General features: G+C 63.6%; 9 protein-coding genes. 8 read left to right on the top strand and 1 reads right to left on the bottom strand.

Features of this window, described 5'->3' with window-relative positions; all coding sequences use genetic code 11:
- The first annotated feature begins 18 nt into the window (after positions 1-18).
- The 6 genes from MAAFP003_RS17940 to MAAFP003_RS17915 all read left to right on the top strand — a co-directional run bounded on the left by MAAFP003_RS17940 (position 19) and on the right by MAAFP003_RS17915 (position 6810).
- Positions 19-363: a hypothetical protein gene (locus MAAFP003_RS17940; RefSeq protein WP_096291252.1), complete on the top strand. Its 345-nt coding sequence runs from the start codon at positions 19-21 to the stop codon at positions 361-363.
- A gap of 16 nt (positions 364-379) precedes the next feature.
- Positions 380-811, top strand: a complete 432-nt coding sequence (locus MAAFP003_RS17935; RefSeq protein WP_207768581.1) for a hypothetical protein — start codon at positions 380-382, stop codon at positions 809-811.
- A 191-nt stretch (positions 812-1002) separates the two neighbouring features.
- Positions 1003-1830, top strand: a complete 828-nt coding sequence (locus tag MAAFP003_RS17930) for a hypothetical protein (protein WP_243394114.1) — start codon at positions 1003-1005, stop codon at positions 1828-1830.
- Positions 1827-2468, top strand: coding sequence for a twin-arginine translocation pathway signal (locus tag MAAFP003_RS17925; protein WP_243394113.1), 642 nt, complete (start codon positions 1827-1829; stop codon positions 2466-2468). Before MAAFP003_RS17930 ends, MAAFP003_RS17925 begins: the two co-directional genes overlap by 4 nt.
- A gap of 226 nt (positions 2469-2694) precedes the next feature.
- Positions 2695-3966: an amidohydrolase family protein gene (locus MAAFP003_RS17920; RefSeq protein WP_096291249.1), complete on the top strand. Its 1272-nt coding sequence runs from the start codon at positions 2695-2697 to the stop codon at positions 3964-3966.
- A gap of 297 nt (positions 3967-4263) precedes the next feature.
- On the top strand, positions 4264-6810 hold the full coding sequence (locus MAAFP003_RS17915; RefSeq protein ID WP_096289021.1) for an excinuclease ABC subunit UvrA: 2547 nt from the start codon (positions 4264-4266) through the stop codon (positions 6808-6810).
- Between the two features lie 30 nt (positions 6811-6840).
- Here the strand turns inward: MAAFP003_RS17915 and MAAFP003_RS17910 are convergent, their stop codons facing one another.
- Positions 6841-7659 carry a formate/nitrite transporter family protein gene (locus tag MAAFP003_RS17910; protein ID WP_096289019.1) on the bottom strand — a complete coding sequence of 273 codons (819 nt, stop codon included), beginning with the start codon at positions 7657-7659 and terminating at the stop codon, positions 6841-6843.
- A gap of 286 nt (positions 7660-7945) precedes the next feature.
- Here MAAFP003_RS17910 and MAAFP003_RS17905 point away from each other — a divergent pair, with 286 nt between their 5' ends.
- Together MAAFP003_RS17905 and MAAFP003_RS17900 are read left to right on the top strand one after the other, a co-directional pair.
- On the top strand, positions 7946-8491 hold the full coding sequence (locus tag MAAFP003_RS17905; protein ID WP_096289017.1) for an MmpS family transport accessory protein: 546 nt from the start codon (positions 7946-7948) through the stop codon (positions 8489-8491).
- Positions 8488-11421 carry an MMPL/RND family transporter gene (locus tag MAAFP003_RS17900; protein ID WP_096289015.1) on the top strand — a complete coding sequence of 978 codons (2934 nt, stop codon included), beginning with the start codon at positions 8488-8490 and terminating at the stop codon, positions 11419-11421. Before MAAFP003_RS17905 ends, MAAFP003_RS17900 begins: the two co-directional genes overlap by 4 nt.
- The last annotated feature ends 103 nt before the right edge of the window (positions 11422-11524 follow it).

Genomic DNA, 11524 nt, shown 5'->3' with positions numbered 1-11524 from the left:
GCAGCGGTGCTGACGGTGATGATCGTCGGGGCGTGCCCTGGTGCGCGCGCCTGGGCCGAACCGTCGGCGTGTAACGACCCGTTCTGCGCTCCAGGCATCACCGGAGGGGTGGTGCTGGGCGCGCCCTGCTCGGATACCACCCACTTCGTGTTCGGCACCACCTCGTGGGGGCGGCTGGTGTTTTGCGGGTCTCCGCGCCGTTATGAGCCCAGATACTTCCGTTCGCCGCCGATGTGGGGGGTTAAGGATGAGAACTCCAACTGCGAGGGCTTCGAGAATTCGGTCGCGCAGGCACCCGACGGCCTGTTCCTCACGTGCCTGTCGGTTGACGGTGCCCCCCGCTGGGTCCGTGGCGACACCTAGACCGTCTGGCATGGCGATGGTGAAAGGTGCGGGCGGGCGCCTGGCGCAGTGCGGGCTAGGGGCGACATTGTTCGTGGCGATGGCCTCAGCGGCGACACCGGCTACGCATGCTGATCCGCCGGCTCTGCACCGGGTCACCTACACCGTCAGCGCGGAGCGATCCGCCGCCGCAGACATCTATTTCCGCGACGCTGACCCAGCCAGCTGGGCCGAATACAGCCACAATCCTTACCAATTCAGCCCGAAGGTCGAGGCCAATGTGGGTCCCAGCGCGCGGTGGACCCGTGATGTCTGGCTGGCCACCCCTGACCAGTGGGCGATGGTCAGTGCGACCAGTGGGTTGGCGCCAGTCACGCCAAACTTTCACTGCGAACTTGCCGTGGACGGTGCAGTGGTGGCTACCAACAACGGTGCCAAAGGCGCGTTGTGTTCGCTGCGCCACTGGTGAGCCGCCGAACGACGGGCTCAAGTGACGGCTCACTGAGTGGGAACCTCAGCCGAGGATCGCCTCAAAAGAAATTACCTTGTTTCCTGTCCGCCGCTCAGATCAACCCAACGACCGGGCAGCGCCCATTGCAGCCAGCGGAAACGGAGAGAGGACGGCATATGCCCCCGGCGAATTCGTCTCCGACTCGTGGCGTGAGCCCTGTCGATCTCGACTCGAAGCGGCCCGACGAAGCCCACCTCATTGAAGCCGCCGAGGCGCAAGCTGTCGAAGCCGAAGCGCTCGCTGCCGCCGCGCGTGCCCGCGTCCGGGCCATCCGGGAACGCCAACGCGCTGAGACCACCGACACCGCCTCGCCGCCAATTGCTGAGGCCGGCGCCGACGAGAAGTCGGCACACCCCGAGGCCGAAGAGAGCGCTGACGCCCCCTGTGCCGCAGCCGAAGTCGCCGACCTAGAAATCAGCCCCACCGCCGGGGTGGCCGGTGATAAAAGCCGCAGGCGTGCCGCATCAAAGTGGAAGAGCCGTCGGCTGGCGCGTCCGAAACTAACCACAGTGCTAGGCGGGATCGGAATAGTTTGTGCCGCAGCGCTTCTGGCTATGAGCGCTGTGATGGTCCACCATCACGATCAGCTAGTCGGTAAACGACAACGAGCCGCGGAGTTCGCCGCAGCGGCGCGACAAGTCGTCGTCACCCTGATGTCGATCAACGCTGACACCGCCAAAGCCGACGTGCAGCACATCATCGACAGTTCCACCGGCCAGTTCAGAGACGAATTCCGTGGCGCAGCCGACGATTTCATAAAAGTTGCCCAGAGCGCGAAGGTCTCGACCAAGACGACCGTGCAAGACGCCGCCGTCGAGGCAATGACTGACGACACAGCGGTCGTGCTCGTCGCCGCCCGCTCGACCCTGATCAATACCGCCGGCGCCTCCGAGCAGCCGCGCTCGTGGCGGCTGAGCCTCAAGCTGGCCCGCGACGACGGGAAGATCAAGATGTCGAGCATGGAGTTCATTCCGTGACTATCAGAGACGTCGAGGACCACGACATCACCCCCGTTGAGCAGACGGTAACGGATTCCGGCGACCCAGAAGCCGGCGACGCCGTCTGCGGCGGTTCGAAGGGGTCCTCGGCGGATGCGCCGGTTGACGTGCGCCGCAGTTGGTTACGTCGGGCAATGTCGCATTGGCCGCTGCTCATCATCGGGTCGGTTTTGGTGGCTGCCGCCGCGGTCACCGCCGAGCTGTACTTCGGCCAATTTCGCAGCGACCAGCACGCCGACGATGCCGCCGCGGCGTCGGCGATCCGCGCGGCAACCGACGGCACCGTCGCGCTTTTGTCCTACACGCCGGACAAACTAGACGGCGACCTGGCTGCGGCGAAATCACGCCTGACCGGTGACTTCTTGACCTATTACAGCAAGTTTTCCGAACAGATTGTGGCCCCCGCGGCCAAAACGAAGGCCGTCAACACCCAGGCCACGGTAAAGCGCGCAGCCATTACCGAACTGCACCCAGACTCGGCCAGGGTGCTGGTTTTCCTCGATCAGACCACAACGAGCAAAGACGCGCCCGAACCCGTCCAGACTGCCAGCAGCGTGATGGTGGGTCTGACCAAAGTCCATGGCGTCTGGCTTATTTCGGCGTTCGATCCGACTTAGACCGGCATCGCTTGAATCAGCAAATCCGGCGACCCGGTGCTTCGGCTTCGCTGATGCCGCCCAGAGGGCCGAGAGGTGCGCGGCCGGCGTGTTCGCGGCGCATAGCCACCCATCGATTCAGGTGGAGCCGGGCATCCGTGATCCCGCTGAACGAAACATTCGTCGGCGTAGAGCCGCTCGGCGGAGGACGATGAGCGGTATCACATTTCTCATCGAGGAGAGATTCATGACCGTTTCCGAGACCGCTTCGCGCTACACCGTCATCTCGACGGACACTCATGCTGGAGCTGACCTCCTAGCGTACAGGTCGTATCTGCCGCAAGCCCTGCATGATGATTTTGATTCATGGGCTCAGGACTATGCGAGTCCGTTCGATGACTTGATCGTCGCCACCGCGAAGCGCAACTGGGATCACGAGTTGCGCATCGCAGAGATGGACAGCGACGGGGTTGCAGCAGAGCTGTTGCTGCCCAACACCGTTCCCCCCTTCTTCCCGACATCTCCCAACATCACCATCTCTTTGCCGCAGACTCGAGAAGAGTTTGAACACCGCTGGGCCGGGGTGCAGGCCCACAACCGATGGCAGGTCGACTTCTGCTCGTTGGTACCTGCGCGGCGACGAGGGTTGATCCAAGTGTTCCCCAACGATGTTGACGTGGCACTAGGCGAAATCCGTTGGGGCAACCAGCAAGACTGTTTTGGAGGGGTGTTGCTGCCCCCGGTATCGCCAGGAGACCCCAATGTCGCTCCGCTGTTTCACACGCGCTATGAGCCGATCTGGCAGTTGTGCAGTGAGCTCGATCTGACCATTGTGCAGCATGGCGGTCCGGGAAGTCCGGTGATGCCGATGGATCAGCCGGCATCCAACGCCGTGCTCGTTACGGAGATGGCGCTGTGGGCCCAGCGCACCCTCGGACACCTGATATTGGCCGGGGTTTTCGAACGCTATCCCACGTTGCGGTTCGCTCCCACCGAGCAGGGCACCCTGTGGGTGCAGCAGCAGCTGGCGGTACTTGACGCGATGGTCCCGACGATGAAAACCGCAGCGGGCAACCGCACCTATGGCATGTTCGGCGGATCCTCGGTCGATCAGCTGACCCTGACCCCCAGTCAGTACGTTCAGCGCAACTGCTACCTCGCCAGCGAATTGGGCCCCTTTGACGCACCGATGATCGACTATCTCGGCGCTGACCACATCCTGTGGGGAAGCGACTACCCGCACGAAGAGGGATTTGCGCCCCAATCGACGCTCGCCTTACGGTGGGCTCTGCACGACCGGTCTGAGCAGGAATGCCGAAAGATTCTGGCCGAGAACGCCGCTCGACTCTATCGCTTCGACCTCGACGCGCTGGCACCCATCGCAGCGGAAATCGGGCCGACTGTGGCAGAGGTGCATACGTCGCTGGGAGAAACCGGATATCGCGCCCCGGCCGCGTTCGGCTACCGGCCCTTTGAAGGTGGACTTGCGCTCAAACGCCTTGCCCCTCAACGCGGGTAGTCGTTGTGGTTGGACAAACAAGGATGCCGAGACCCCGATGATCGAGATGCCCGACCGGCCACACTCCTCGAAGCTGTTTGAGCTCGGCTGATGTTTGACACTCCCTGGATAGGGGAGTTGAGCGTGGCCGACTGAAGGTATGCCGCTATGTCGGCGGCGCTTGCCGATGGGGCGTCGATGCAGCACTTCGGCGAGAAGGCGGGAATGCCAACGCGGACGATGAGGCGTCCGGCTCCTGGTCGAGCAGCGAACACTCGTGCTTGCACAGCCGCGGCAGGGGGTACAGACCTGAGCACGATGACACAAACGCCCTACAGCAGCACAGACGACGTCGACCCCTGCGTGCGGGTTTACGGAACCCGGGTCCACAACCTGCGGGGCGTCGACGTCGTAGCGCCCCGCGACGCGCTGGTCGCCTTCACCGGAATCTCCGGATCAGGCAAATCGTCGTTGGCCTTCGGGACCATCTACGCCGAGGCCCAGCGCCGCTACTTCGAATCCGTCGCTCCGTACGCCCGACGCCTGCTCTTGCCCTCTGGGGCGCCGAAGGTCGATGACATCACCGGACTACCGCCCGCCGTCGCGCTACAGCAGCGCCGCGGTTCGGCGACGTCGCGGTCGACGGTCGGCACCGTCACCACGCTGTCGAACCTGCTCAGGATGTTGTTCTCCCGCGCCGGAACTTACCCGCCGGGAACCACGGAACGACTGGACTCCGACGCGTTCTCCCCGAACACCGCGGTCGGTGCGTGTCCCGAATGCCACGGGCTGGGACGAATCCATCGGGTGACCGAAGAGACGCTGGTGCCAGACCCGTCGCTGACTATCCGCGAAGGCGCCGTTGCCGCATGGCCGGGGGCGTGGCAGGGCCAAAACCTACGGGACATCCTGGTCACGCTGGGGTACGACATCGATAGGCCATGGCGGAAACTGCCTAAGCGGCAACGTGATTGGATTCTGTTCACCGATGAGCAGCCAACGGTCGAAATCGATCCCAGCCAGCACCCTGTGCAGGCCGACTATTACTACAACGGCACGTTCTCCAGCGCCGAACGCCATGTCCGCCACACGCTGGCCAACTCCCAGAGCGCGATGATGCGTCGCCGCGTACTGCAGTTCGTCGACAGCGTCGAGTGCCCGACATGTGGCGGTTCCGGGCTTCGGCCGGAGGCGTTGCAGGTGACTTTCGCCGGGCGCACGATCGCCGACTACGTGGCGATTCCGTTGACCGACCTCGCTGATACATTGCGCCCGACGGCTTCTCGGACCGATGCCGCCGCTGCATACGAGTCAACAAACTCCGGTGAGCTGACGGACGTAGCGACCATGATCGCGGCCGATCTCGTGGCACGCCTGCAGGTGCTCATCGATCTCGGCCTCGGCTATCTCACGCTCGGTCGCCGCACTCCGACGGTGTCGCCGGGCGAACTGCAGCGGTTACGGCTGGCCACGCAGCTGCGTGCCGGCCTGTTCGGTGTGCTCTATGTGCTCGACGAGCCGTCGGCCGGACTGCACCCCGCAGACGCCGAGCCGCTCCTCGATGTGCTGGATCGCCTGCGGCGCGCGGGCAATTCGCTCTTCGTCGTCGAGCACGACATGGACGTGGTACGCCGTGCCGACTGGGTCGTCGACGTGGGGCCCGGGGCGGGGGAGTGTGGCGGGGACGTGCTGTACAGCGGGCCGGTGCCGGGCCTCGCCGACATCGAGGAGTCGGTCACTCGTAGGTACCTATTCGAGGAGGCAAGGCCGCTGGCTCGTCAAACTCGGACGCCGTCCGGGTGGCTGCGGCTGCGCGGGATCTCCTTTCACAATCTCAAAGATCTCGACGTGGACCTGCCACTTGGTGCGTACAGCGCGGTCACCGGAGTGTCCGGTTCGGGCAAGTCGACGCTCGTCGTCAAGGTCCTCGGCGACGTCGTGAACAGCCATCACGGCAACGGACGCGCAGCCGAACCGGCCGCAAGCGACGACGACGAAACCGACACCGAGATCGCCGATCTCGATCGTGACGCGAGCATCGGCGTGACGGCAGAAGGTGTCGAGCAGATCAATCGGCTGGTTGCTGTCGACCAGCGTCCGATTGGGCGCACGCCGCGCTCGACACTGGCGACCTACACCGGTTTGTTCGACGCCGTTCGTCACGAATTCGCCGCGACCCCAAAGGCTCGTCGCCGCGGGTGGACGGCGGGCAGGTTTTCCTTCAACGTGGCCGAAGGTCGGTGTCCCACTTGTCAGGGAGAGGGGTTCGTTTCGGTCGAATTGCTTTTTCTGCCAGGCACATACGCCACCTGCCCGGCGTGTCGAGGAGCGCGTTACTCCGACGAGACACTCGAAGTGCGATACCGCGATCGGACGATCGCCGACGTGCTCGCGATGACCGTCGACGAGGCCTCGGACTTTCTTGCCGACGTCACGAAGGCTGCGCGCAGCCTGACCACGTTGCGAGAGGTCGGATTGGGATATCTCCGACTCGGACAGCCCGCGACCGAGCTGTCAGGTGGTGAGGCGCAGCGGATCAAGCTGGCCTCCGAATTGCAGAGGCCGCGGCGAGGACACACCCTCTACGTCCTCGACGAGCCGACCACCGGGCTTCACCCCGCCGATGTGGATTTGCTCGATCGTCAACTGCATCGCCTGGTCGACGCGGGCAATACCGTCGTGGTGGCCGAACACGACATGCGGATGGTCGCGGGCGCGGACTGGGTGATCGACTTGGGGCCAGGAGCCGGCGGCGACGGCGGTCGCGTCGTTGCGGCGGGTCCGCCTACGGAGGTGGCTCGCGCTAAGGACAGCCGCACGGCCCCGTACCTGGCAAAGCGGTTGGTGCCATCCGCTACTCGCTGAATTCTGCCCGGACGAATAAGGCGGTGGCCGTCACGAGGCCTCGGCGTCGGCTCGTTCTTCCCGCAGTCGATCCGTGCTCCGCAGCAGTCGCAACAGAGTGACAAACAGCAACCCGCCCAACATGTTTCCAGCGACGGTGTAGCCGAACCAGGTCAGCCAGTCGAAATAGCCGAACGGTGCGCGACCGGTAATCAATGCGCCGAAAATCAGTAGGGAGTCCAGGATTGAATGAAACAACTGCAGACCAGCGAGCAGGAAAGCAACAGCAACGGCCGCGGCGATCTTTCCCGTCATCGAGTCCGTGCCGTGCTGCATCCGGGTCATCAACGTGATCGCCATACCACCGAGCACGGCCAGCGACATAGTTTGCGCCGACATCGGCGCGGTGGCGAAGTGGGTCGCCGATTCAACGGTCTGGGCGCGCAGCTGAGGAAATCCGACCATGATCAGACACATCACTACCCAGCCGCCAACGAGATTCGCGAACAGGGTCCCTCCCCACAGCTTGAATAGCTGAACGAAGCTGGCGCGCTTGGCCGCCACGGTCGTGACTGGCACCAGGAAACCCTCGGTAAACAACTCACTGTGGCCCAACAGCAGGGCCAAGAAGCCAATCGAAAACGCCAAGCCCGCCAGCAGCGGCCGGTGGGTGGCATCTAGGACCGCCAGGTAGGCAAGCACGCCCAGCGCGACCTCGGTGCCGCCGAAGAAGCCGGTGACCAAAAGACCGCGCCAGGTTCGGTGCAGGCGCTGCGCTCCCTCACTCAGCATCCTGGTGAAAGCATCTTCGAGCTTGTCTTCGATCGGGCTGTTGTGCGAGCCGAGTTGGCGTTGCGTTTCCTCGCTCATTGCGTGTCCTCCAAGTTCGCCGAGATGCAGCAATACCCGCCCAGCGAGGGCAGCGGCCCGCGCGCGCCTGTGAGCCGCCCCACCCGCGAGTGCAGGAGCACCGGGTGGGGCGGCCTCGCTAGAGTCAACGTGCGCCCAAAGGCCGGGAAGCTAAGTACGGCGTTCGCGCATCACACTCATAATTCACAACATGAGGCCCGGACCATCGCGGTGTAGGTTAGAGCGTCTAAGCTTACTCTTAGCTAAGCAATCCGAGTAGCCTTCGTCCCTGGTTAGGAAAGCGCCCATGACGACCACCAAGCCATGGACAGAGTCGCGAGATCCCAAGGCTGCGCCACGCGGCGAGGAAGAACCCCGTCCACCGCGCGCCCAGAAAAAAGGCCTGTTCAGCCGGTTCTGGCTCGTCCTCACTATTGTGGCCGTCGTCGCTCTCTCGGGTTTCATGGTGTACCGACTGCACGGAATCTTCGGGGTCCACGCCGGTTCGTTCGGTGGTGGCACGTCGGGCGAGGTCCTCGACCAGTTCAACGCCAAGACCATCACCCTCCAGGTCTGGGGCTCACCGGGCAGCACGGCGACCGTCAACTACTTAGATGAAAACTCCCATCCGCAGCAGGCCCTCAACGTCACCTTGCCCTGGAGCACAGTCTTGAGTTCAACCAAGCCCGGTATCCCGGCAAACCTGGTAGCGCAAGGAGACGGGAGTTGGATTGCCTGCCAATTCGTTGTGGACAACCATGACGGGCGCGGTGCTGTGATCAAGGGCGCTAATCACTCGCCCCCCAACGAAACGGTGAATGCCTTCGTCTACTGCCTGGACAAGTCCGCATGAGCGAGACCACCGAGGCACCCGCGCCGCGCGTCGATCAGCCACTGATCCCGCCGTTCCTGCCGCGGATGATCCATCGGCTTGCGCTGCCGATCGTCCTGGTGTGGTTGGGCATCGTCTTTGTCACCAACACCATTTCCCCGCAGCTCGAGGTTGTCTCCAAGAGCCAATCGGTGTCGCAGAGCCCCAAGGACGCGGTGTCCTTCCAGTCGATGATGCGCGTCGGATCGACGTTCAAAGAGTTCAATACCGACAGCTCTGCCATGATCCTGCTGGAGGGCGACAAGCCGCTGGGGGCGGACGCCCACCGCTACTACGACGAGATCGTCAAGCGACTCGAGCAGGACAAGAAGCATGTCCAGCACATCCAGGATTTCTGGAGTGATCCGCTGACCGCTGCGGGCTCCCAGAGCCACGACCAGAAGGCCGCGTACGTCCAGGTTTACCTCGCCGGCAACATGGGCAGCGCCATGTCCGGCGAATCCACGGACGCCGTCCGCAAGATCATCGAATCGGTACCCGCGCCGCCGGGGATCAAGGCTTATGTCACCGGGGCGGGTCCGCTGTTTGCCGATCAGTCGCACGCGGGTGAGAAGGGCGTTGCGACAGTCACCATGATCACCTTCCTGGTGATTATCGTGATGCTGCTGTGGGTCTATCGGTCGGTGATCACCATGCTGGTCATGCTGGTCATGGTCTTCATCGAATTGGCCGCGGCCCGCGGTGTCGTCGCGACGCTGGGCAATTACGGCATCATGGGGCTTTCGACGTTCGCCAACAACATGCTCGTGCTAATGGCGATCGCCGCCGGAACGGACTACGCGATCTTTGTGGTCGGCCGGTACCACGAGGCCCGCGGTCAGGGCGAAGACCGCGTGAAAGCGTTCTACACGATGTTCCACAGCACGGCGCATGTCGTGCTGGGTTCGGGGCTAACCATCGCCGGGGCGATGTACTGCCTGAGCTTCTGCCGGTTGCCCTATTTTTCCTCCCTCGGCATACCCTGCGCCGTCGGCATGCTGGTCGCGGTCCTCGCGGCCTTGACTCTGGCACCGGCGATCCTGACCGTGGCGTCGTTCTTCAAGCTCTTGGACCCGAAGCGACAGCTGCAGACCCGGGGGTGGCGACGCATCGGCACCGCCATCGTCCGCTGGCCCGCGCCGGTTCTCGCGGTGACGATTGCCGCCGCATTGGTCGGCCTGCTCGCGCTGCCCGGTTACAAGACGGACTACGACACCCGCCACTTCCTGCCGGCGGACACCCCGGCCAATGTCGGTTACGCGGCTGCCGACCGGCACTTCAACCAGGCTCGGCTGAATCCCGAGCTGTTGATGATCGAGACCGATCACGACCTGCGTAACCCGGCCGACTTCATCGTCCTGGACAAGGTCGCCAAGGCGATCTTCCACATCCCCGGTATCGGCCGAGTGCAGACCATCACCCGGCCGTTGGGCACGCCGCTCGACCACAGCACCCTCGGTTTTCAGATGGGCGCACAATCCGCGGCGCGGCTACAGACGCAGCACTATCAGGAAGAGCAGGCGAGCAACCTGCTGAACCAGGCCGACGAGCTCAAGAAGACGATGGCAACGCTGCATGAGCAGATGCAGGTCACCCAGGATCTGAGCAACACCACGCACGAAACCACCAGGCTCACCAAGCAAACAGTGGAGATCACCGAGAAGTTGCGTGACGACATCGCGAACTTCGACGACTTCCTCCGGCCGATCCGTAGCTACTTCTACTGGGAGAAGCACTGTTACGACATCCCGGTCTGCTGGGCAATCCGGTCGGTCTTCAACGCGCTCGACGGCATCGACCAGGTGGCTGAGAACATCGTGAACCTCAGCGCGAATCTGGACAAGCTGGATCAGATCCAACCGAAGCTGGTGGCGCTGATCCCGCCGCAGATCGAGAGCCAGCAGCACAACCTCGACACGATCATGTCGAACTACGCGATCACCAAGGGTCTCAACGACCAGGCGAAAGCGCAGGCCGACAACGCCACCGCGCAGGGCGACGCCTTCGACAAATCCAAGAACGACGACACGTTCTACCTGCCGCCGGAGGCGTTCAAGAGCCCGGACTTTGCGCGGGGTCTCAAACAGTTCATCTCGCCGGACGGGCACGCTGTCCGGTTGATCATCTCGCATGAAGGCGACCCGGCGACCCCTGAGGGCGTCAGCCACATCGAACCGATCAAGCAGGCCGTGCACGAGGCGATCAAGGGCACACCCTGGGAGGGCGCCAACGTCTACCTCGGCGGTACCGCCGCGACGTACAAGGACATGCACGACGGCTCCAACATCGACTTGTTGATCGCCGGAATTGCCGCGGCCACACTGATTTTCGTCATCATGTTGATAATCACCCGAAGCGCCGTTGCGGCATGCGTGATCGTCGGCACGGTGTTGCTGTCGCTGGGCGCCTCGTTCGGACTCTCCGTGCTCCTGTGGCAGTACATCCTGGGGATCAAGTTGCACTGGATGGTGCTGGCGATGGCGGTCATCCTGCTGCTGGCGGTGGGCTCGGACTACAACCTGCTGCTGATATCGCGGTTCAAGGAGGAAATCCACGCCGGGCTCAAGACGGGGACGATCCGCGCGATGGCCGGTTCGGGCTCCGTGGTCACCGCCGCCGGACTGGTGTTCGCCGCCACCATGGCCACGTTCGCGTTCAGCCCGCTGCGGGTGATGGCCCAGGTGGGTACGACGATCGCGCTGGGCCTGTTGTTCGACACCTTGATCGTGCGGTCGTTCATGACACCGTCGCTGGCCACCTTGCTCGGGCGCTGGTTCTGGTGGCCGCAGCACGTGCGCCCGCGGCCGGCCAGCAGCATGCTGCGACCGTACGGAACACGTACCTCGGTGCGTGAGCTGATCCTCAAGGACGTGGACGAAAACCCACCGGGCGGACTGGTCACAAAGCGCTAAAAGGGTTGACGACAACCTAATTCGGGCTACGGCTCTAATACCTTGCGGCGTTCCCACCAGGGAGCCGATTGCCAAGCATCAGTTCCCTTTTCGACGGTCGCCG

It is taken from the genome of Mycobacterium ahvazicum (genome assembly GCF_900176255.2).
In the GTDB taxonomy this organism is placed as follows: Bacteria; Actinomycetota; Actinomycetes; order Mycobacteriales; family Mycobacteriaceae; genus Mycobacterium; species Mycobacterium ahvazicum.
This window is presented reverse-complemented; position numbering and strand designations above follow the sequence as displayed.

Coding starts and splice junctions, on each gene's coding strand:
- MAAFP003_RS17940 (WP_096291252.1), top strand. CDS start 19: ATGATCGTCGGGGCGTGCCCTGGTGCGCGCGCCTGGGCCGAACCGTCG.
- MAAFP003_RS17935 (WP_207768581.1), top strand. CDS start 380: ATGGTGAAAGGTGCGGGCGGGCGCCTGGCGCAGTGCGGGCTAGGGGCG.
- MAAFP003_RS17920 (WP_096291249.1), top strand. CDS start 2,695: ATGACCGTTTCCGAGACCGCTTCGCGCTACACCGTCATCTCGACGGAC.
- MAAFP003_RS17915 (WP_096289021.1), top strand. CDS start 4,264: ATGACACAAACGCCCTACAGCAGCACAGACGACGTCGACCCCTGCGTG.
- MAAFP003_RS17910 (WP_096289019.1), bottom strand. CDS start 7,659: ATGAGCGAGGAAACGCAACGCCAACTCGGCTCGCACAACAGCCCGATC.
- MAAFP003_RS17905 (WP_096289017.1), top strand. CDS start 7,946: ATGACGACCACCAAGCCATGGACAGAGTCGCGAGATCCCAAGGCTGCG.
- MAAFP003_RS17900 (WP_096289015.1), top strand. CDS start 8,488: ATGAGCGAGACCACCGAGGCACCCGCGCCGCGCGTCGATCAGCCACTG.